Source organism: Desulfovibrio sp. MES5 (assembly GCF_002237645.1).
In the GTDB taxonomy this organism is placed as follows: Bacteria; Desulfobacterota; Desulfovibrionia; order Desulfovibrionales; family Desulfovibrionaceae; genus Desulfovibrio.
Window position 1 is genome coordinate 1 of the sequence record NZ_MJUZ01000035.1, and the last position, 21,731, is coordinate 21,731.

Here is a 21,731-nt window from a genome sequence, read left to right on the forward strand (position 1 = left end):
GGGACCCTTTTGTAAAAGGGTCCCTCCCCCACACCCCCTCCCCCCAAAACTTTTAGTGTATTTTAGTAGAGTGCAACGGGTTTTCTTATCTGAAGCAGGGGTGCTGGAGCATTTTGCCCTTGAAAAAGGGACAGGCTCAAAGGCTGCACGAGCGTGCGGCACGCCAACTCCTGTAGAACACGCGCCGCTCTGCGCCGTTTTTTTTCGGTGCGGATCGCCGCAAAAGCTTTTTCCGGTTTCCGGAGGATTCTGTGTTTATTGCCATCGGCCTCATGTTTCTGGGCATTGCCCTGGGCCTTCTGCTGCGCGGCAGACCGCTGGCCGCCAAGCTTACGCGCTGCGTCACCCCGGCCATCATGCTGCTGCTCTTTGCCCTCGGCATTTCCGTGGGCGGCAACAGCACCCTCATGGCGACCCTGCCCAAACTGGGCGGCGCTGCCGTTGTGCTTACCCTGGCAGGCATCGCGGGTTCTCTTGCCTGCGTACTCTGCATCCGCCGTTTTTTCCGCCAGCCGCCGGAACCCGATGCCCTCACCCCTCGGCCTGACGCCGGAGGCCAGGCGAGCGCGCCCTCTCCTTCCAGCCATGCCAGCCATGCCAGCCGTGAGGGTTCACAGGCATGAAGGGCAGTCTCGTCATTCTGTTTTTTTTCGGCGCTGGCGTTCTGCTGGCCCGCATGGGCTTTATCCCCGACTACTTCATTGAACACGACATGACGCTCTTCATGTTGTGGCTGCTCATGATTCTTGTGGGCATATCAATGGGGTCGGACAGGCGGCTTGGCGAAATGCTGCGCAGCCTGCGCCCCCGCGTGCTGCTGCTGCCCCTGGCCACCACTGTGGGCACTTTTGCCGGAACGGCCCTTGTCAGCCTTTTTCTCGCATACAGCGCTGCCGAATGTATGGCCGTGGGCGCGGGATTTGCCTACTATTCCCTTTCTTCCATCTTCATCACGCAGTACAAGGGGCCGGAACTGGGCACCATTGCCCTCATCAGCAATATCCTCCGCGAACTCATCACCCTGCTCTTTACGCCGCTGCTGGTGCGCTTTATGGGCCCCACTGCGGCCATCAGCTGCGGCGGCGCTTCCACCGTCGACACCACCCTGCCCGTCATTACCCGCTACGCCGGCAACCAGTGGGTGTTCATATCCATTGTGCACGCCCTTGTTCTGGACTTCAGCGTGCCGTTCTGGGTGACGTTTTTTTGCGGTATTTGAGCAAGTTCAAGATGAAATGCTTTGTGGGGGAGGGACCCTTTTGCAAAAAAAATCCCTCCCCCACGCGCCCACTCCCTAAAACACTTAGTATATCCCACTGTAGTACAAAGAGTTTTATGATCTAAGCAGGGGCTCAGAGACAGCGCCTTCCAGACCTCATTTCGCAGCAATGCTTATTTGTCTGATTTTTATTAATAAATTTTTTTACTGCTACGGAAGCAGACGCTATTCATAAAGGCGTACGTGCAGTTTGCCTGCGCTGCTGAACGCTGCGGCGGGCGTGTCTGTCTCTTTGAGACTGTTCATCAAAAACGCTGTACGCCAACAACGGCAAGCACAGGCAACACTGCAGCGCGTGAACCTGAAAAAAAGAAATGTGACTGGTCGCCTTGCCAGGAGAGTAAAAAACCATAAGTATAGGTGAAGAGCCAGAACACAGCCTCTGGAGGATATGGATCATGGCCCGCATGCGCTCAGCCAAACAAAAACTGAAAGATTCCATCAACAGTCCGGAATGGCGCAGCCATCTTGACGAAATAGCCCAGGGCGGCCTTGAAAACGTGGGCCCGCTATTTTCTTTTCTTTTGCTCGGCCCGCAAACCATGCACCGGGCCGCCGTGGCCCTGGGGCAGGTAACGGCCCGGCTTGCCAAAACCCAGCCCGAGGCCGCCAAAAACATCATTCGCCGCCTCATGTGGCACCTCAATGAAGAATCCGGCAATATCGGCTGGGGCATCCCCAACGCCTTTGCCGAAATTCTGGCCGCCAGCGCCCCCCTTGCCAAGGATTTTCACCGCATTCTTATTTCCTACATCATTGACCTTGGCCATGACGACAACTTTTGCGACCACGACATTCTGCGGCGCTCCTGCTACTGGGGCATAGGCCGACTGGCGCAGGAACGGCCCGAAATGTGCCTTGGCGCACGAAAATGGCTGCTCAAAGGGCTGGAAGACCAGGATGTCATCTGCCGGGGCATGGCCGCCTGGGCTTTAAGCCAGTTGCCCCCGGACCTTATGGACGCGCCCGCCCTGCGCCGTCTGGCTGACGCCGGGCTTGAAGAAGAGTGCGAACTCTTTGACGGCAATATCGTGTATGAAAAAAGCGTCAGCCAGATTGCCCGCGATGCGCTGGAAAAACTCACTGCCTGATTTTTTTCGCAAAATCCCTGCCCACAAAAAGTCCCCCGAAAGGGGGACTTTTCTTTCATAAAATCCTGGGCGGCTCACACGCCAATGCTGCGTCCCACCACGTCCATACTCGGCGTATCCCACGCCAGAACAGTGTAACGTGCAACCTGCTCTGAACATGCAGGAGCAGCTGTTTGCCGTAGCGCGCAAACGCAGTTTGTGCCTTTACGCGCCAAAGCTGGCCGCCAAGGCCGTTACAGGCGCACATCCGCGACGTCACCCCTTTCTTATGTGCAAAACAAATTCTTTAATTTCAGCTTATTATCTAAGTTGCGCACAAATGTTCCCTTTTTTACGCACAACCGCAGACTGCCACGGCAAAATAGACGCCAAGGCCCCGTCACGTCACGGCCGCCCTGGCGTCTATTTTTTAAGCTACTGACAGAGACCCGCCACAACATGGCGTGGATTCAGTCGCAAATCATATTTTTCGGCTGCATGCAAACCTCGAGAACATACATTCTCAAAGTTAATCTGCCCTGGTGCAGATAAACGTTTATCTGGGTCACTGGCTTCAGATCAGAAAATCCGTTGCGTCATGCAGAACTGCAACAGGAGTTTTAGGGGGTGGGGGCGTGGGGGAGGGCCCTTTTGCAAAAGGGTCCCTCCCCCACAAAACACTCCAAGGAGCCGTCACATCTATCCAGCCCGGCTCAGTCCTCTGTCTTCCGGCTCACCACGCCCTGTTCCTCAAGCTGCCGCATGACGGCGCTGCACCGGAAAATATCCGCGCCCACGGTTTCAGCTTCGTCCAGCAAAGTCATGCTTCCGTCGGCATAGGCCAGCAGGTCCATCATGAGATCGACCTGCTCGGTACAGGAGTATCTGGTGCTCAGCGTGGGGTATAGCCCCCGCTTGCCCAGTTGCGGTTCGCACAGAACCCTGCACTGGTACGTCGCATTTTCTTCAACTGCTTCAAGCACCTTGCGCATTATTTCAAAGCCGCCCTGGAGCCCTTTTTCCGTGACCAGCGAGCAGTCGTCCAGCGAGGTGTGGTACTCTGGAAAGACATGATACTTGGTGCGCATGACGCTGCACAGGGGCAGATCAATGCCTGGCGAACAGTACTGCCGCTCGTCGCTGCCCCTGTCATGATAGGTATAGCGCACAAAGTCCGGGGCAAAGTGTTGCAGCACATGCAGGGCCACCTTGTCTGCCAGGGTATTGCCCTTGCGGCTCGGCAGATAGGAATAGGCGCGATCGTCTCCAAGACAGGTCAGGTTGAAACCGGCCACCACCCGCTCGCGCAACTGCTGATAATTTTTGCTGAGATAGGTAATGGACCCGATGGTTTCCGGCACAAAAACGATGCGGTAGGTGTAGCGGCGCGGCGCGGTCAGCAGCCAGCGCGCCAGAGCCGTGGCCACCACAGGGCCGGAAAGCTCATTATTGGCCATGGATGGGTGACACACATAGGTGGAAAGAAAAACTTCCTTCTCGCTCTGCCCGGGCAGCACCAGTTCGCCATATGTAAGATGACCGGGCGCGAGCGTGGACTTGATCACCGCGTGGTACATGCCCGGCTTGAGCTTTTCGCGTACGCGGTGCTTGAGGCAGAAGCCCCAGCGCCGGGCGTAATAGGACGTTACGTACGGGATGGCATCGGGCAGATCTGGCCGGGAGTAGAGATGCTCCTGCAGATCTTCAAGGGACAGCGTAATGTCCACAGGCTCGGAGTAGCCCACCACATGCAGATTGCTGTGAGAAAAATCGGCGATAACCTCGCCGTCCGGGCCTGTCAGCCGTGCCCCGGTGATGTTCCATTCGTCGGGCACTGTCCAGTCGAACACCTGGCTGCCAGACGGAACCTCATGAATTTGCAGGCCCGGCAGTTCTTCCTTGAGGATGGAAAGCGTCTGCCGAACACCGTTACCGGTAATGCTCCGGCAAATGGGAAAAAGCCGCTGAAGTAAACTGTGCAGATTTGGCATGGGAAGAGCCTTGTAGTCTCTTGCCCGCCCGTGGGGGGAGCGGGCGTAAAAATATGGTAAAACAACCAGCCGCCTTGTGCGTGCTATTGTGGCAAAGCAAAAACGGCATCTCCCCTCCTGCACAGATGGCGGACCACATGGGCCGCCTCAACGCGCGCGCTGGCCCCCGTTCGGAACCTTCTCGCCCGCTCTCCTCTCGTTGCTTCACCCCGACATCCGGCCAGAAGCCCTGCCGCGTTGCGGTGCAGGCATCCGGGCCTATCGGGTTTCTCAAGGCTGGGGGGTGTCTGCCCCAGTCCGTGTATCTCCCCGACATGTGGGGCTATACGGGGCATACGGAAGCAAAAAGACCGCTGATTGTCCAGCACTGTTTGCATGATATGCCCAAAAGAAATAATTAGTTTTTGTAACTGGCTTTCTGAATTGCTATTTTTTTTTAGTATTGCGCGGCTGACCTTGCGGCGCGCCGGTGCAATCGCGCCCTCTCTGTCACACATCTGTAACAAAAGCCGCCGCAGCGGGGATAGTAATGCTCCGTCTAAAGAGCATTTTCACGGCGCCTGCCGGGGCGGCTGCGGCTGACAGACAGCTCGCAGCGCAGGAACTTCATGACGACAAAGGCTCCCCTATGGATGCGGGGAGCCTTTGCCAGACGACAGCCGGGGGGCTGCGCCATCAGATTCGCGCTGTTTTCAGCTTGCGCCCTGGTTCTGGTCCTCGCCCTGATGGCCCCAGACCGTGGTGATAAGCTCATGCAGCTTGACGGAAAGAGCCTTGAGGTCGGGCTTGGTATACTGGGCGTCCGCCCCCACCAGAACGCATTTTCTGGCAAGGCTCTCATTGATCATTGAGGAAAAGATGGCTACGGGCAGCTTTTTGAGCACAGGGTCTTCCTTGATGCGCTTGCACAGGGCAAGGCCATCCATGGCGGGCATTTCGATGTCCGTGATGATTCCCTGCAAAAAATCCGATATGGGGCGGTTCTCCGCCTCGCAACGATTGCGCACGGTTTGCAGATAGTCCCAGGCTTCCTGCCCGTTGACGCGCTGTTCCACCTTGAAGCGTCCTTCCTTGTTGAGCAGGTCCAGCAGCAGACTGCGTATGCTGCTGGAATCGTCCACATGCAGGATGGTGTACGTTTTGCCGTCAGAAGCGCCCATGTCGGCGGTGTCAAAACGCAGGGCCATGGCCGGGTGCAACTCGGCCACAATGGCTTCAAGGTCCAGCAGAAATATGACGCGCTCTTCAAGCCGAACCACGCCGGTGACGGAACTGCGGCTCATGTTCTGCAAAAACTGGCCGGGAGCTTCAACATCCGTCCAGCTCAGCCTGTAGATGCGGTTGACGCCGGACACAAGAAAGCCCGTACAGACGCCGTTGAACTCCGTCACAATGACCTTGGCGTCTTCATTGGTTATGGGAGCGCTGCCAAGAAAACGCGCCATATCGATGAGCGGCACGATGCGCCCATTGCGGTGCAAAAACGCGCCCAGCAGGGCTTTATGACGCATTTCCGGCATGGCCGTCACAGGTTGACGTCGGCCGATTTCAACCACCTTGGCCACATTGAGGCCATAATGGGCCTCGTAACCGTCCTGGTTGACGTAGAACTCCACAATTTCGAGTTCATTGGTGCCGGTTTCGAGCAAAATATTGGTCTGCGCCATGAAAGTACTCCATTAAACGGGCCGGGCCGCTGTAACGTACCGCACGCGAAAAATCAGTTTCAAAGCTCTTTTTCTTGCCAAACTTATCGGCAGGAAAAAATAACTATTTACCTCACAAAAAAATAAAAAACCTGTTTTCCGCGTCTGTCGCCGCGCCAGAGCCTTGCGCCGAAGGCATGCAGGGGTTCGCCACCAGCAGTTCACAGGGCTGGCAGCGGTCGATACGGCCAGCGGGCCGTCCTCTTTCATCCGCAAGGGATCTGCCCAAAAAGGACGGCCCCATGCCTGACTAGGCTGGCTGCGTCATATCGGTGAACAGCCTGGTGGACATATACCTTTCGCCAGTATCGCAGGCAAAGGTGACGATATTTTTCCCTTGCATTTCAGGGCGCGCGGCGACTTTGAGGGCTGCCGCCACGTTGGCACCGGTGGATATGCCGGTCACGATGCCGCAACGCATGAGTTTGCGGGCCGTGATCAGGGCTTCTTCACCATCGGCCAGCAGTATTTCGTCCAGCAGGGCGCGGTCAAGAATGGCGGGCACAAAGCCTGCCCCTATGCCCTGAATGAGGTGCGGCGACGCCTTGCCGCCCGAAAGCACGGGCGAGGCTTCCGGCTCCACGGCAATGACCTTGAAGCCGGGGATGCGCTCCTTCAAAAAGCGGCCAGCCCCAGTGATGGACGAGCCTGAACCCACGCCTGCCACCAGCACATCCATCTTGCCGACGCTGTCGCTATAAATTTCAGGCCCGGTGGTTTTGTAGTGGGCCTGCACGGCTTCCGGATTGGTGAACTGGCCGGGGATAAAGCCGCCCTGCTCTTCGGCGATGCGGCGGGCTTCTTCAACAGCGCCCGTCATGCCCTTGGCAGCCGGGGTAAGCACCAGTTCCGCGCCAAGGCCCTTGAGCAGGTTGCGCCGCTCAATGCTCATGGATTCTGGCATGGCAAGCACGCAACGCAAGCCCCGAACAGCCGAAACCAGGGCTATGCCGATGCCCATGTTGCCGCTGGTGCCCTCCACAACAAGGCCACCCGGCTCAAGTTCACCCCATTGAAGGGCATTTTCGATAAGGTGAAAGGCCACGCGGTCCTTGATGGAACCGCCGGGGTTACGATTTTCAAGTTTGAGCCAGACCTTGCCGGGCAGATCTTGTGAAAGACCCAGACGCAGCAGAGGCGTGTTGCCAATAGCCTGAAGAATGTTGGTCAGCATGGCGAGAAAACCTCATATTATCGTAGGGAACGCCCCGAAAATCCTGTAAGATGGGCAGGTGGAGCTTTACAACAGAAGCGTTTTGCTTAACAGTCAGGTCATGAGAATAGAGGAAAGCGCGTGCATTGGCAAACTTTCCTGTATATACATGCCGGGCCAGTTCCCGGCGCGAAACAGCCTTGCGCCGCAGATGCCGGCCCAGCATAACGACGGAGGATACCATGAATTTTCTGAAATCCGCATTTCTTGTCTGCACTCTGTTCCTTTGCCTTTCAGCCGGCCAGGCTCATGCCAAGGCCGACACAGTAGCCCTGTATACCGAAGCGGTCATGACCGGCGACATCCCCGCCCTTGAAACCCTGCTGGCCCCCAACTACTGGCACATCGCCGGCAGCGGGCATATCGAGGACAAGGAGCACTTTATCGAGTCCATCAAAAACAAGGAACTGGTGGTTGACCGCCTGACCATCACCAATGTGCGCACCACGATGATCGGCGGCGCCACCCTGATGACGGGCAACGGTTATTTCAAGGGCATCTCCCAGCCTGCGCAGCCTGAAGGGCTCATGCGCTTTACCCTCGTGGTTGTGAAAAACCAGAACCGCGAACAGGTGGTGCTGTTCCAGGCCACTCCCGTGGTCGCCACCCCTGACTGCAGGGACGGCAACTGCAAGATCCAGTAGCCAAAGACCCATTAGCCGCTCCGGCGGTTTTCCATACTACCAAAGCCCCGTCACCACGGGGCTTTTTTTACGGCGTGCGCCGCCTTTATTGTTTTTTCGCCCGGCAGGCTGGAGAAACGCGGCAATACCGTTTATGATGCCCGCAAGGACACCAGCAGGCCCGACGCCGACCTGCTGGCAGTCGGCTTGCGGCCATGTCGGCAGGGCTTGCAGCACCGCCAGTCGGCCAGGCCATCGGCAAGGGGACTGCGGCCCGGCTGATGCCCGGCTGGCATACAGTCTGCTCCATTGACAGTCGGCCTCGCTCACACGCCCACCCACAGCCGTGCTCCAGCGCCCCGCGCCGCAGGCATCCACTGGCGCGCTCCACGCGCCGCTCCTCTGCCCCCGCCACCTTCAGGGGGCGGCCCCAGCCTCAGAACCTTACGCACGACAGGACAAGCCATGCATATACTTATTCTGGGCTCCACTGGTTTTTTGGGATCACATATCACCTCCCACCTTTTGCAGCAGGGGCACACTGTTTGCGCCGCCGTGCGGGGCAATCTGGCCGGACGTCCCCCGAAAGCGGGCCTTGCGTACGCGGCCTGGGACGGAATGGACGCCGCAGGGCTGATTCCCCTGCTGCAGGATGTTGATGCGGCGATAAACCTTCAGGGTGAAAATATCGGCGCAGGGCGTTGGACTGCCGCCCGAAAGCAAGCCATCCTCCAAAGCAGGCTCAACGCGGGCCATGCCCTGACCGCAGCGCTGCAAACCATGCGCGGCAGGGGATTGCGCCTGCCGCGCGCCCTGTTGCAGGCATCGGCCTGCGGCTATTATGGCCTGTGGCAGGATGCCGCAACGGCTCCCGGCTGCGACGAAACGCATCCCAGGGGGCAGGGTTTTCTGGCAGATGTGTGCGGCCTTTGGGAAGAGAGCACGGCCCCAGCAGAAACGCTGGGCGTGCGGCGCTGCATCCTGCGGTTTTCGCCCGTTATCGGGCAAAAAACCTCAGGAGCCGTGGGGGGGGTTCTGGAACGGATGCTGACGCCCTTTCTGTATTTTCTTGGCGGCCCGGTCGGCTCCGGCCACCAGCCCATGAGCTGGGTACACATGTCGGACGTGACGCACGCCGTGCGCTTTCTGCTTGAGCGGGAAGACGCGCAAGGCATTTTCAACATAAGCGCCCCCGCCCAGGTCGACATGCGCCAGTTCGCCCGCGCTCTGGGCAAGGCCTGTTCCCGCCCGTCGTGGCTGCCTGTTCCCGGCTTTGTGCTCCGTCTGGCCTTGGGGCAAATGGCAGAAGAACTGGTTTTGAACGGGCAAAAATCGCTACCTGTCCGGCTCACGCTCGCTGGCTACAGCTTTCAGCGCCCTGAACTTGATAAGGCTCTGGCCGAGACGCTCAGGCGGCGCGCCTGATCTGTCATCGCACACCACGCAGAATACAAGGAGATGGCCCAGATACACGGTGAGATGACGTGATGCCCGGGAAGCGCAGCCTCTTGCCCCGACCAGATCAAAGAACTCTTTGCGCCATGCCAAAACACGATAAGAGTTTGAGGGGGGAGGGCGTGGGAGAGGCGACCATTTTTTAGAGCATTTAACCTTTTTTAAAGGTTAAGTGATCTAACGCTGCACGAGAGTGCCGCGCGCCACAACGTGGCGTGGATTCTGCCGAAAACCGCATTTTCGGCAGAATGACACCTTTGAAATGTGAAACATTTCAAAGGCAATCTGGTCTAAAGAGGGTTCCTCCCCCACAAAGCAATGCAAAATAACAGTACATCCCGGCCATAAAAAAGGGCGGCGCGGACTTATACGTCCACGCCGCCCTGGCATTTCAAAGCGCAAATGCTCTAGCAGGCGCCGCCCACCATGCGCAGCAGGCGCAGCAGCTGATGGGTAAAGCCAGCTTCATTGTCGTACCAGATGAGCACTTTGACCATGGTGCCGTCGAGCACCTGGGTGGAGAGCGCATCCACCACGCCGCCGTGCGTGCTGCCCCTGAAGTCGATGGAAACCAGCGGTTCTTCGGTAAAGCCCATGTGCACGCCCAGAGAGCCCTCACTGGCGGCCTTGAGGGCCTCGTTGACGGCCGCCGCATCGCAGTGCCGCTCCACTTCACAGGTCAGGTCCACAAGGGAACAGTCAAAGGTGGGCACACGCACGGACATGCCGTTGAGCTTGCCTTCAAGTTCGGGCATCACGATGCCCACGGCCTTGGCCGCGCCCGTGCTGGAAGGCACCATAGATACGGCGGCGGCACGGCCGCGACGCCAGTCCTTGTGTGAACCGTCCAGAATGCGCTGGCTCATGGTGTAGCTGTGGATGGTGGTCATGAGGCCGTGACGGATGCCGAACTTCTCATGCAGCACCTTGGCCACAGGAGCCAGACAGTTGGTGGTGCAGGAAGCCGCTGAAATGATCTTGTGCTTGACGCAGTCGTACACATGATCATTGACGCCCATAACGACCATAGCGTCCACATCCTTGGCAGGCGCGGATATGACAACCTTTTCAGCGCCACAGGCAAGATGTTTGGCAAGGCCCTCGCCGTCCTTGATGGTGCCCGTCGTCTCCACGGCAATGTTCACGTCCAGGCGCTTCCATTCCCATTCACCGTGTTTGCAACGGGTTACGGCGATGTGGCGACCATTGACTATGATGCCGTTCTCGTCGTGGTCCACGCTGCCCGCGAAGGTGCCGTAAGTGGAGTCGTACTTGAAAAGATAGGCCAGGGCGGCATTATCGACGCGCGCGTTGATGGCGACGATTTGCAGATCCTGATCGTCAGCCAGCAACCGCAGCAGATAGCGGCCAATGCGGCCAAAACCGTTCATTCCCAGTTTGACGGGCATGTTGCGCTCCTTGACGAGGGCTTATGTGGTTCTAGGCTTTGCCTGAAGATCCCATCACATTACGGATCTTGTGCGCCACCATGTTCTTGACGGCTTCCCGGGCTGGCTTGAGATAGGACCGGGGGTCGAACTCTTCGGGATGTTCAGCAAGATGCTGGCGGATGCAGGCCGTGACAGCCAGACGGATATCCGTATCCACATTGATCTTGCACACTCCCATACCCGCAGCCTTGCGCAGCATGTCTTCAGGCACGCCCTTGGCGCCGCCCACATTGCCGCCGTACTGGTTGCACAGGGCGACAAACTCCTGCGGCACGCTGGACGCGCCATGCAGCACAAGGGGATAGTCGGGCAGTTTTTTGCTGATGGCTTCAAGCCGGTCGAAATCCAGCTTGGCCTCGCCCTTGAACTTGTACGCGCCGTGGCTTGTGCCGATGGCAATGGCCAGGGAGTCGCAGCCCGTACGTTCCACAAATTCTACAGCCTCGGCGGGGTCGGTATACACATGCTCGTCAGACTGCACGTGCTCCTCAATACCTGCCAGCTTGCCCAGCTCCGCCTCAACCCACACGCCACGGGGGTGGGCGTATTCCACCACCTGTTTGGTCAGGGCGATGTTTTCTTCAAAGGGCAGATGCGAACCGTCGATCATGACAGAGGTAAACCCGCCGTCAATGCAATCGCGGCACATCTCAAAACTCGGGCCGTGGTCAAGGTGCACGGCCACGGGCACACTGGCGTCAAGGGCCAGGGCGGCCTCCACCAGCTTCATGATATACACCTGCCCCGCGTATTTGCGCGCGCCGGAAGACACCTGAAGAATGACAGGCGATTTTTCTTCGGAGGCAGCACTCATAATACCCTGGATTATTTCCATGTTATTGACGTTGAACGCGCCAATGGCATAGCCCCCGGCATAGGCGGCGGCAAACATTTCTTTGGGATTGGTAAGAGGCATGGCTTCCTCCGAGGTTTTCTGCGGCAAAGGCTGCCGAAATACTCAAGTTTAAATGGCATTTGCCCGTGCAGACATCGAGACAGCATGGCTAGCAACAACGCCCGTCACAAGCAAGAGACACATACACCAAATTTGCGCGAAGGGGAATGGTTTAACATCGCCACAAGGGCATCCATGGCCACCTTGACGATTTTTCCTCCACGGAAAGCACGCGGCCATGGCCGTTTTTGGGCATACCCCCCGCCAATTCGACACCGACACAAATATATAGAGTGCTAAAACACGAAACGGCTTTTACCCAACGCGGCGCGGCTGCCTGCCAGCCTGCGTGACCATGCGCCCTGCGTATCTGCGGGGGGGGGCTAAAGCCCCATCTTTGTCAGGGCGCGCATGCCCCTGTGATCCGTAAACTCGAAATTCAGGGGCGTCATGGTAATGTGCCCCCGGTTGAGCAGGTCTTTGTCCGAATCGGGCTCAATGCTCGTCACGGGAATTTCGCCCTCAAGCCACCAGTAGGGCACGCCCCTTGGGTCTTCACGCTCAAGATAGACGTTTTTCCACACGGCGCTGGTCTGGGGGCAGATGCGCAGTTCACGCGCCTCCTCCAGCGGGCAGGCCGGATAGTTCACATTGATGACCCGGCGGCGTCCCACTTCAGCCCAGTTGATGCGGCTGGCCAGAGCCACCGCGTGCCGGGCCTGGGGCATGAGGTCCACGTCCGGGCCGGTGTTGTGGCTGAAGCTGTCGTGCGAGACGGCCATGCTGGGCAGTTCCTCGTGAGCGGCTTCAGTGGCCGCTCCCACGGTGCCGGAATACAGGATGTCCGGCCCCACGTTGGCCCCGGCATTGATGCCGGACATGACAAGGTCGGGCCTTTGGGGCAGCAGACGCCCCAGGGCCAGCTTTACGCAGTCTGTGGGCGTGCCGAAAACGCCCGTGCCCGTAAAGCCCGGCTCTTCAATCATCATGGCCCGCACAGGCTCGAAGACCGTGAGCGAATGCCCCACACCGGACTGCTGGCGCATGGGGGCCACTACGAAAACCGTGTGCCCGGCTTCCATCAAAGCCGCGTACAGGGCACGCAGGCCCCTGGCCCGGATGCCGTCGTCATTGGTCAGGAGAACGTTCATTGACAATACCTCGGAAAGAAGGGAAATTCGGCCCATAGACCCGTTGCGGCCCGCCGCCGTTTACGGAGACCCAAAAGCTCGGAGCGCTGGCCGCTCCTGGAAAGATATATGGAAAAAGGTTGTTACGTCAAAGACATTAGCGCCGCGTCAGAAGCGCGCGGCCTGTTCGCCGTCAGTCAGGCGGCTCAGGGCCAGTCCCGCAACGGGCCTTACTGGCGGCTTACCCTGACGGACGCCAGCGGCAGTCTGGAAGCCAAGATATGGAGCCCCCTGAGCGCTGATTTCAGCGAGATTCCCTCAGGCTCCCTTGTCTGGGTTGAAGGGCGCGCCGGGCTTTACCGCGATCAGGTACAGCTCACGGTGGAGCACATGCGCCTGCTCGATGAGGCCGAAAGCGCCGCCGTGGACCACACCGCCCTTATGCCCGCCAGCCCCTATCCGCTGGACGACATGCTTCAGGAACTGGACGGGCTCATCAAGACCGAGTTTACCCACGCGCCCTGGCGCAAACTGGTTCAGGGCTTCTTCAATAACGAAGAACTGCGGGCCGCTTTTCGGATATGTCCGGCCGCCAAGGGCGTGCACCACGCCTATGTGGGCGGCCTGCTGGAGCATACCCTGAGCGTCTTCACCCTTTGCCGCCGCATCGCCGACCAGTATCCGGAACTGGACCGTCAGACCCTGCTGGCCGGGGCGCTCTTTCACGACATCGGCAAGATACGCGAATTTTCCGGCGGTCTTGCCAACGATTATACCGATGAGGGCCGCCTGCTCGGCCACCTCATGCTTGGCATAGAAATGCTGGCTCCCTTCATGGCCAAGTCCGGCCTTGAAGACCCTTTGCAGCGGCATCTCAAGCACCTTATTCTGAGCCACCACGGCGAACTCCAGTTCGGCGCGGTGCGCCCGCCCCACACGCCCGAGGCCATGGCCCTGCACTATGCCGACAATCTGGACGCCAAGATGGCCCAGTGCCGTGGTCTTTTCGCCCAACTGGACGAAGAGGGGCAGGATTGGACCCCCTGGCAGGCCACCCTGGGACGCCCCGTATACCGGGCAGCGCGAACACCGGAAAAAGCCGCCCCCGCAACCCGCAAAAAGGCGGTCAAAGAAGAATGTTTATCACTTTTGAAGGTATAGAGGGCGCGGGCAAATCCACAGCCATTGAATTTCTTGTGGAGTACCTGCAAGCCCACGGATACGACCCCGTCACCACCAGAGAACCGGGGGGCAGCGCCCTTGGCCGACGTCTGCGGTCTTTGCTGCTGGACGTCCGCACCACAGGGCTTTGCAGCCGGGCCGAGCTGTTTCTTTTTCTGGCTGACCGCGCCCAGCACGTGTCAGAAGTCATCAATCCCGCTCTTGAAGCCGGGCAGGTGGTGCTTTGCGATCGCTTCACGGATTCCACACTGGCCTACCAGGGCTACGGGCGCGGGCTGGATATCGAATATCTGCGCGGCCTCAACCAGGCGGCCACTGGCGGACTCCAGCCGGAATTGACCCTGCTGCTGGACCTGCCCGTGCGTTGCGGGCTGGTGCGCGCCGGGGAACGCAACCGCGCCACAGGCATAGTCATTGCCGAAGGCCGCTTTGACAGTGAAAGCCTGGATTTTCATGAACGCGTGCGCCAGGGCTACCGCGCCCTGGCGGAAGAAGAGCCTGACCGCTTTGCCATCATTGACGCCTCGCAGCCGCCCGAAGACGTGGTGCTTCAGTGCCGCTCGGCCATTGAGGCGCATCTGCGCAGCCGTGGCAGAGGGCTTGATTAGATCAGAGCACCGTTGGAATGTTCCACATTGCAACATTATCATTCTGCCGAAAAATGCGCTTTTTCGGCAAAGTCCACGCCGCGTTGCGGCGAGCTGCACCCTCGTGCAGCAGTAGAGCATTGGCCCCTTTTCAAGGGTAATGCGCTCTAACAGGGAGCGCCGCTGAGAATCCGCATTCTCAGGGGTTGAAGACGCCCGCTTCGGTCAGCAAACACAGGCGAGCCGCGCGGACGTCTTCACAGCGGGCGGATGCCCACGCAGCCCCCAGTGTAAGATCGGGAAGCCATTGCTCAACACGGCCGTCATCACCATGGCCGCATCTCAAGCAGCGCGGCAGCGCGGCAGCGCGGCAGCGCGGATATTTTGCCCCGCGCCATGAGCGTCGGCCATAACAATTCTGTCACATGACCTGTTTACAATCCGTCTGACGGGGAGAATACCATGCAAGAATTTTACGACCTCAAGATCGAAGGTGCCAAGCTGCATTTCATTCCCCGTGCAGACGGGGCCGAAGGCTTTGAATTCGCCCTGCCCGAACCCCCGGTCAACCACACGGCCGCCGGTATTCTGGGCGACCCGGAACTCATGTACTGCGTGGCCTTCCGCAAGGAAGAAGGGCACGGCGGCCTCTTTGCCATGTATGACGAAAACGGCCTGCTCTTCGTGGCCGTGGCGGGCAACAACCTGGCCTATTCGCTGGGCCTGGCCGAGATGGGCCGCATGGTGACCTACGCCCGCTACGGAGCCGATATCTTTGACGCGCTGGACGAAAATGATGACTGAGCCGTGGGCCGGGCAACGCCCGGCAACCCACAGTTCTCCGCTGGTGGACACAAAGGCCGCATTCCGTGCCGCACAACGGCTGGGAGTGGTCTTTTTTCCCGCTTTTGACTGGGCCATCTCCGCCACCCATCCCGAGCGCGAAGAGCGCCTGCTCTACACGCGCGACCAGCTTGTGGAAGAAGGACTGTTCGATATTCCCGGCATTACGGAATACCGCCCGGCCTTCGCCAGCCGCGCGCAGCTTGAGCGTGCCCACTTCTGCCTGCCCACGGTTCGCGCCGTGAGCACGGATTCGCACCTGGCGGCGGCAGGCGGAGCCATACGCGCGGCCCGCCTTGTGCTCGAAGGGCACGAAGACCGCGCCTTTGCCCTTGTGCGCCCGCCGGGGCATCACGCCATGCGCGTGGTGCACGGCAACCGTGGCTTCTGCAATATCAACAACGAAGCCGTCATGGTGGAGTACATCCGTGACGCCTACCCGCATCCCGACGGCCGCCCCCTGCGCATCGCCATTGTGGACACGGACGTGCACCACGGCGACGGCACTCAGGACGTGTTCTGGAACGACCCGCACACGTTCTTCATTTCCCTGCATCAGGACGGGCGCACCCTGTATCCCGGCACGGGCTTTCTTAAAGAATGCGGGGGCCCCGGCGCTCTTGGCCGCACCATCAACATTCCCCTGCCGCCGGAAACCTCGGACGAAGGCTATCTTTACGCCGTGGAACACGCGGTGCTGCCCATTCTCAATGACTTCAGGCCGGACTTCATCATCAATTCCGCCGGGCAGGACAACCACTTCACCGATCCTCTGGCCAACATGAAGCTGTCGGCGCAGGGCTACGCGGCCCTCACAAAACTGCTCAATCCCCATGTGGCGGTGCTTGAGGGCGGTTATGCCATCCGCGGCGCTCTGCCCTACGTCAATCTGGGCATCTGCATGGCCCTGGCGGGGCTGGACGCTGGCGACATCCGCGAGCCGGGCTGGACGCCGGAAGCCACGCGCCAGGACCCAAAGGTGGGACAGTACATTGCCCGCCTGTGCGGGCAGGTGCGCGACTGCTATTTCAATCCGCCCGCCGAACCGTTTGAGGGCCGGGTGGAAGGCCGGGGTCAGGACCGCTGGTGGGTTCGGCAAAAGCATATTTTTTATGATACAGACATGATCAGCGAGGGCCAGACAGAAGGATGGCGGCTCTGCACGGACTGCTCCGGCCTCGGGCGCATTGAAACGGCGTCGGATCGCGTGGCCCGCTCGCTCTGCCTGCTCATACCGCGCCATGCCTGCCCGGCCTGCCGGGCCAAGGGGCAGGAGCTTGCCGCCGAGGCCCGCAAGACCGGACGCTATGCCCACGTGCTGCTGCTGGACGGCGACGCAGCTGGCCTTTTGCCAGCCGCCGAACACGAACGCCTGCGGACGTAGCAACGGCCAGCTGCGGGCTTACGGGAGCCTGCGGGCATGACAACGACCAGCTTTCAGGCCCGCGCGACCTTACGCACATTATGCGGTATGGGTCGGGGCGTCCTCTTTGCGGGGCGCGCTTTGAATTTTCAGAGTGATTTCACTTTGAAATTGCTCTGGCGGCTGCGTGAGCAGACGCCCGGCGCAGAGGCGCAAACGCAGCTTCAGCCGTTGCCCACGGGGCTTACGGATGCTTCAAGCGTTGTGACACAGGAAGCTACTCTTGAAGACAGCACGCGTAACGACACGGCTTGCCCCATACAATCGCTGTCGCCATCCGTAAGCCCTGCGGGAACGGCTGCCGCGAAGACAACACCGCTATTTATTTGCGCTGTTACGCGCCGAAGCGGGCGTCTTGGAAGTATTGAGAATGTATATTCTCAATGCGAAAATGCTATAGATGACAGTATGCCTGCCCACGAATAAAGACCGTGCATGATCCGTAGAATCCGGTTGACTGATCCGGTCTTTGCAGGCATATAGCCGGACTTTGCGCCCGTAATGGCCCTAGCGGTCACAGGCGCTTTTTGTGTGATGGGACGTGACCGGGCGGCGCAGCCGCACGGATTTTCTTTTGACCCCCTATCTTGCTGAGAGGGAAGAGCTATGGCGAATATCCTTATCATCGGCGCGGGCGGCGTCGGGAGCGTGGTTGTCCACAAATGCGCCCAGGTGGCCAAGGAAGGCGGCACTTTTGACAAGATAACCCTTGCCAGCCGCACGGTAGCCCGCTGCGACGCCATCGCCGCAAGCGTGAAGGCGCGTTACGGCGTGGACATTGCCACCGCCAAGGTGGACGCGGACAACGTGCCCGAACTCTGCGCGCTTATCCGCAGCGTCAAGCCCGCCCTTGTGTGCAACGTGGCCCTGCCCTATCAGGACCTGCACATTATGGACGCCTGCCTTGAATGCGGCGTGCACTATGTGGACACGGCCAACTACGAACCGCTGGACACCGCCAAGTTTGAATACAAATGGCAGTGGGCCTATGCGGAGCGCTTCCGCGAAGCCGGGCTCACCGCCCTGCTCGGCTCCGGCTTTGACCCCGGCGTCACCAACGTTTTTGCCGCCTGGGTCCTGAAGCACGAATTGGACGAAGTGCACGTGCTCGACATCATCGACTGCAATGCCGGTGACCACGGCCAGCCCTTTGCCACCAACTTCAACCCTGAAATCAATATCCGTGAAGTGACCGCGCGCGGCCGCTACTGGGAGCGGGGCGAATGGGTGGAGACCGATCCGCTGTCCTGGTCAATGAATTTTGATTTCCCCGACGGCATCGGCGGCAAAAAGTGCTTTCTCATGTACCACGAGGAGCTGGAATCCCTGGTCAAGAACCTCAAGGGATTGCGCCGCGCCCGTTTCTGGATGACGTTCTCGGAGAACTATCTCAACCACCTGAAGGTGCTCGGTAATGTGGGCATGACCCGCATTGACCCCGTGAACTTCCAGGGGCAGGACATTGTGCCCATCCAGTTCCTGGCCAAGCTGCTGCCTGATCCGTCCTCGCTCGGCCCCCTGACCAAGGGCAAGACCTGCATCGGCGACCTCATGCGCGGCATCAGCGGCGGCAAGGAAAAAACCGTATATATCTACAACATCTGCGACCACGAAGAGTGCTATGCCGAAGTGGGCTCGCAGGCTATCTCGTACACCACGGGCGTGCCCGCCATGATCGGCTCCAAGATGGTGGCTGAGGGTACGTGGCGCAAGCCCGGCGTGTGGAATATGGAGCAGTTTGATCCCGATCCCTTCCTCAAGGATCTGGGCAAATACGGGCTGCCCTGGCAGTGCGTGGATGTGACGGGGAAAATCTAGTTTTTTCTCACGATTGAAGTGCCCGCGAGGATGCATCGTTAAGGCTACGAGAGACTACATCCCTGCGTAGCGCTTCAAAGGCTGAAAAATACGTCTGTTTTTTTGAAAGGCTGTTTGCCCGGTTACGGGTGGGCGGCCTTTCATTTTTTCTTCTTTTAGATTTTCTTCTTTTAGATTTTTCTTTTGTGGCCGGCAGGTTGCGTAGCTACGACTTCAGGGAGAAGAAACCCAGGCCTGTCCTTTGACAGGTAGCTCTTGCGCCCTGCGGGCACGGGAGCCTTCTTTTTCTGTTGCTTGGGCCGCCTGCGCGGCGGGCGGCAGATGGGTAGGTGGGCTTGCGCTGCCGGTATTCCTTGGGAGAGTTAAGCAGGGTTTGTCCTTTGACAGGTAGCTCTTGCGCCCTGCGGGCACGGGAGCCTTCTTTTTCTGTTGCTTGGGCCGCCTGCGCGGCGGGCGGCAGATGGGTAGGTGGGCTTGCGCTGCCGGTATTCCTTGGGAGAGTTAAGCAGGGTTTGTCCTTTGACAGGTAGCTCTTGCGCCCTGCGGGCACGGGAGCCTTCTTTTTCTGTTGCTTGGGCCGCCTGCGCGGCGGGCGGCAGATGGGTAGGTGGGCTTGCGCTGCCGGTATTCCTTGGGAGAGTTAAGCAGGGTTTGTCCTTTGAGAGGTAGCTCTTGCGCCCTGCGGGCACGGGAGCTTTCTTTTTCTGTTGCTTGGGCCGCCTGCGCGGCGGGCGGCAGATGGGGGCCTGTTAGGGGCTGCCGCCCCTCCGAGGCCCCCTCTGCACTCCCCCCGGACGACCCCGCTGGGCTTGTCGTGTATCCCCACTCCCACGGGCTAGCCTTCAAGGGCCTTCCCGTTTCCGCCACTCCACGAGGGCTGCGCGGCTTTTGCTGCGGGAGCTTCCTCGCTGCGCTCGGCGATCTCCCTCCGCGCCGCGCAATGCCAGCGTGCAGATTCGCCCTGGATGGAAAACTGAAGGACGTCTCATTGGCTATAAGAAATTTCAGCAAATGGTGTCTGATTGTTCCAAAAGGCGGCTTGTAACGACGATCTATATATTATTCCTTATCTTTTATTTCAGTAAGTTGGGCCCCGCAGGCGGCCAAAACGTAGTAAACGAAAAGCCGCCGTTTCCGCAGGACACAGAAGCTACTTCCCAAAGAATAAGCCCGCCTTTGCACTCTTTAAGCGCCAACTGCGGCAGTCCCTCCACCCTGCCGCGCAGGCAGTTTAAGTTCAATGAAAAAAGCCGCCACACCCGTGAGCGCAATTTTTCCATTTCAAAGCCAGCCTCATGGCCCAAATCTTTCGCCACAATGATCTGTACTCCACAGTCATGCGCCATTCCTGAGATTTCATGCCGCCAGTGCGACGCCCTTTCCAATCTTTCATTCAGGACGAAACCGCACGCTGGCATTGCGCGGCGCGCAGGGAGATCGCCGAGCAAAGCGAGGAAGCTCCCGCAGCAAGGGCCGCGCAGCCCTCGCGAAATGACGGAACGTGGAAAGCCCCAGCGGGGTGCTTCGGGGGGGATGCAAGGGGGGCCGAGAAGGGGGCGCAGCCCCATAACCGGCCCCCTTTGCCGCCCGCCGCGCAGGCGGCCAAAATTAAAGAAAAGAGAAAGCTCCGTGCCCGCAGGGCATAACACCCGCCGTTCAAAGGACAGACCTGCTTCATTGCCCCCCGCACCCCTACGTAACCCCAACAGCAGAGCATTGCCCACGCATCTCAAAGACCAGCCCCAAAATTCAGGCCCTTCGGCGCAACGGACCTTTCCCCAACAACCAGCCGCCATTCCTGAACCTTTTCACTGCCAGTGCGACGCCCTTTCCAATCTTTCATTCAGGACGAAACCGCACGCTGGCATTGCGCGGCGCGCAAGGAGATCGCCGAGCAAAGCGAGGAAGCTCCCGCAGCAAGGGCCGCGCAGCCCTCGCGAAATGACGGAACGTGGAAAGCCCCAGCGGGGTGCTTCGGGGGGGATGCAAGGGGGGCCGAGAAGGGGGCGCAGCCCCATAACCGGCCCCCTTTGCCGCCCGCCGCGCAGGCGGACAAAACAACAGAAGTGAAAAAGCTCCGTGCCCGCAGGGCATAAAGACCACATCTCAAAGGGCAGGCTCTGCTTTGTTTTTTAAGGATTTCACCGACCTCCAACAGTCGCGCAGGCTGAATAAAGTCAAAAGGCAGATTCGCCTGGCGCTGCAAAATGAAAAAGAGCAGCCTTACGATCAGGCCAAAACACGGGAGTTATTCGTATGAGTCCGATATGGCCACTGTACAGGTCTTGCTCGATTGCCTAAAATCTTACTGGTGTTCATAGCACAAAGCTTGTCTGACAACCTGGAGAAAGGGCACTTATCATGCGTTATGCACATACAAATCTCATCGCCAAAAACTGGCGATCTCTTTCGCTATTTTATCAAAAAGTATTTGGATGCAAGCCCGTTCCACCTGAACGGGATTTGAAAGGTGCATGGTTAGAACGCCTGACAGGCATGCCGGATGTTCATATCGTCGGCGAACATCTGAGGTTGCCAGGATACGGCGATGAGGGTCCGACTCTCGAAATATTCAGCTATGATACTTCAATTTCAGGAGAGCCAAAGCTGAACCTCCACGGTTTTTCGCATATTGCTTTTGAAGTAGAAAATGTCGCTGATACGATTAATTTACTGCTTAGCGAGGGCGGCGAGCTTGTGGGGGAAATAGTCAGCAGAGAATACGACACATTGGGCACCGGGACTTTTGCATATGCAAAAGATCCAGAAGGAAATATCATCGAGGTACAGAGTTGGAAGAAGCGTAAAGAAAGCAGTGCGGAATAAGCCCGGCAAAGCAAAAAAAGTGCTGGAAGCCCTCTGCCTTGGCTGAAATGTACTAGTTTAGACTTGATCTGACAGTCACTCCGTTTTGACGGCGTTGCCTGTCCGATTAATTAAGCTGTCCGACCTTCTCTTGCCAGAGATTTTTTCCCTCAATGAGTGTTTGCATGGGCGTTCTGCCGCAGCACATTTTGCCTTGATGGGTTCTCTCTGTGTTGTAGTGGGCTATCCAGTCATCCAGG

The 21,731-nt window shown here is 58.8% G+C and carries 20 protein-coding genes and 1 pseudogene; 11 read left to right on the top strand and 10 right to left on the bottom strand.

The window, feature by feature from the left end:
• Positions 1–251 precede the first annotated feature (251 nt).
• The 3 genes from BCS36_RS09965 to BCS36_RS09975 all read left to right on the top strand — a co-directional run bounded on the left by BCS36_RS09965 (position 252) and on the right by BCS36_RS09975 (position 2,370).
• On the top strand, positions 252–623 hold the full coding sequence (locus tag BCS36_RS09965; protein WP_291302744.1) for a LysO family transporter: 372 nt from the start codon (positions 252–254) through the stop codon (positions 621–623).
• Positions 620–1,219 carry a lysine exporter LysO family protein gene (locus BCS36_RS09970; RefSeq protein WP_291302745.1) on the top strand — a complete coding sequence of 200 codons (600 nt, stop codon included), beginning with the start codon at positions 620–622 and terminating at the stop codon, positions 1,217–1,219. Before BCS36_RS09965 ends, BCS36_RS09970 begins: the two co-directional genes overlap by 4 nt.
• A gap of 458 nt (positions 1,220–1,677) precedes the next feature.
• Positions 1,678–2,370 carry a DVU0298 family protein gene (locus tag BCS36_RS09975; protein ID WP_291302746.1) on the top strand — a complete coding sequence of 231 codons (693 nt, stop codon included), beginning with the start codon at positions 1,678–1,680 and terminating at the stop codon, positions 2,368–2,370.
• Positions 2,371–3,062: 692 nt separating this feature from the next.
• Here BCS36_RS09975 and BCS36_RS09980 read toward each other — a convergent pair.
• The 4 genes from BCS36_RS09980 to cysK form a co-directional block, all read right to left on the bottom strand.
• The gene (locus tag BCS36_RS09980; protein WP_291302747.1) at positions 3,063–4,340 is read right to left on the bottom strand and encodes a DUF4910 domain-containing protein; all 1,278 of its coding nucleotides are present in this window, start codon (positions 4,338–4,340) and stop codon (positions 3,063–3,065) included.
• Positions 4,341–4,878: 538 nt separating this feature from the next.
• Positions 4,879–5,016, bottom strand: a complete 138-nt coding sequence (locus tag BCS36_RS09985) for a hypothetical protein (protein ID WP_291302748.1) — start codon at positions 5,014–5,016, stop codon at positions 4,879–4,881.
• Positions 5,017–5,032: 16 nt separating this feature from the next.
• Positions 5,033–6,007, bottom strand: a complete 975-nt coding sequence (locus BCS36_RS09990) for a chemotaxis protein (protein WP_291302749.1) — start codon at positions 6,005–6,007, stop codon at positions 5,033–5,035.
• 289 nt (positions 6,008–6,296) lie between these two features.
• On the bottom strand, positions 6,297–7,220 hold the full coding sequence (gene cysK / locus BCS36_RS09995) for a cysteine synthase A (RefSeq protein WP_291302750.1): 924 nt from the start codon (positions 7,218–7,220) through the stop codon (positions 6,297–6,299).
• 221 nt (positions 7,221–7,441) lie between these two features.
• Between cysK and BCS36_RS10000 the strand changes: the two genes are divergently transcribed.
• On the top strand, positions 7,442–7,903 hold the full coding sequence (locus BCS36_RS10000) for a nuclear transport factor 2 family protein (protein WP_291302751.1): 462 nt from the start codon (positions 7,442–7,444) through the stop codon (positions 7,901–7,903).
• A gap of 36 nt (positions 7,904–7,939) precedes the next feature.
• Here the strand turns inward: BCS36_RS10000 and BCS36_RS10005 are convergent, their stop codons facing one another.
• Positions 7,940–8,260, bottom strand: a complete 321-nt coding sequence (locus tag BCS36_RS10005; RefSeq protein ID WP_291302752.1) for a hypothetical protein — start codon at positions 8,258–8,260, stop codon at positions 7,940–7,942.
• Positions 8,261–8,347: 87 nt separating this feature from the next.
• Here BCS36_RS10005 and BCS36_RS10010 point away from each other — a divergent pair, with 87 nt between their 5' ends.
• The gene (locus tag BCS36_RS10010) at positions 8,348–9,307 is read left to right on the top strand and encodes a TIGR01777 family oxidoreductase (RefSeq protein WP_291302753.1); all 960 of its coding nucleotides are present in this window, start codon (positions 8,348–8,350) and stop codon (positions 9,305–9,307) included.
• 437 nt (positions 9,308–9,744) lie between these two features.
• Here the strand turns inward: BCS36_RS10010 and gap are convergent, their stop codons facing one another.
• From gap to surE, 3 genes are all read right to left on the bottom strand, one after another.
• Positions 9,745–10,746, bottom strand: coding sequence for a type I glyceraldehyde-3-phosphate dehydrogenase (gene gap / locus BCS36_RS10015; RefSeq protein WP_291302754.1), 1,002 nt, complete (start codon positions 10,744–10,746; stop codon positions 9,745–9,747).
• 31 nt (positions 10,747–10,777) lie between these two features.
• Positions 10,778–11,704 carry a class II fructose-1,6-bisphosphate aldolase gene (gene fba, locus BCS36_RS10020; RefSeq protein ID WP_291302755.1) on the bottom strand — a complete coding sequence of 309 codons (927 nt, stop codon included), beginning with the start codon at positions 11,702–11,704 and terminating at the stop codon, positions 10,778–10,780.
• Between the two features lie 362 nt (positions 11,705–12,066).
• Positions 12,067–12,834, bottom strand: coding sequence for a 5'/3'-nucleotidase SurE (surE, locus tag BCS36_RS10025; RefSeq protein WP_291302756.1), 768 nt, complete (start codon positions 12,832–12,834; stop codon positions 12,067–12,069).
• 108 nt (positions 12,835–12,942) lie between these two features.
• On the opposite strand from surE, the gene BCS36_RS10030 reads away from it, so the two are divergent.
• From BCS36_RS10030 to BCS36_RS10050, 5 genes are all read left to right on the top strand, one after another.
• Positions 12,943–13,974, top strand: coding sequence for an HD domain-containing protein (locus BCS36_RS10030; protein ID WP_291302757.1), 1,032 nt, complete (start codon positions 12,943–12,945; stop codon positions 13,972–13,974).
• Entirely contained in the window at positions 13,950–14,603 is a 654-nt protein-coding gene (gene tmk, locus BCS36_RS10035; RefSeq protein WP_291302758.1) for a dTMP kinase, read from the top strand. Before BCS36_RS10030 ends, tmk begins: the two co-directional genes overlap by 25 nt.
• A gap of 441 nt (positions 14,604–15,044) precedes the next feature.
• A complete protein-coding gene (locus tag BCS36_RS10040) occupies positions 15,045–15,386 on the top strand; it encodes a hypothetical protein (RefSeq protein WP_291302759.1) in 342 nt (113 codons plus the stop codon).
• Positions 15,379–16,809, top strand: coding sequence for a histone deacetylase (locus BCS36_RS10045; RefSeq protein ID WP_291302760.1), 1,431 nt, complete (start codon positions 15,379–15,381; stop codon positions 16,807–16,809). The genes BCS36_RS10040 and BCS36_RS10045 overlap by 8 nt, the downstream gene beginning before the upstream one ends.
• Positions 16,810–17,454: 645 nt before the next feature.
• Positions 17,455–18,666, top strand: coding sequence for a saccharopine dehydrogenase family protein (locus BCS36_RS10050; protein ID WP_291302761.1), 1,212 nt, complete (start codon positions 17,455–17,457; stop codon positions 18,664–18,666).
• Positions 18,667–19,739: 1,073 nt separating this feature from the next.
• Here BCS36_RS10050 and BCS36_RS10055 read toward each other — a convergent pair.
• Positions 19,740–20,114, bottom strand: a complete 375-nt coding sequence (locus tag BCS36_RS10055) for a hypothetical protein (protein ID WP_291302762.1) — start codon at positions 20,112–20,114, stop codon at positions 19,740–19,742.
• Positions 20,115–21,027: 913 nt separating this feature from the next.
• Here BCS36_RS10055 and BCS36_RS10060 point away from each other — a divergent pair.
• Entirely contained in the window at positions 21,028–21,492 is a 465-nt protein-coding gene (locus BCS36_RS10060; RefSeq protein WP_291302763.1) for a VOC family protein, read from the top strand.
• A gap of 106 nt (positions 21,493–21,598) precedes the next feature.
• Here BCS36_RS10060 and BCS36_RS10065 read toward each other — a convergent pair.
• Positions 21,599–21,731: pseudogene (locus tag BCS36_RS10065) on the bottom strand (IS481 family transposase); the annotation flags it as partial.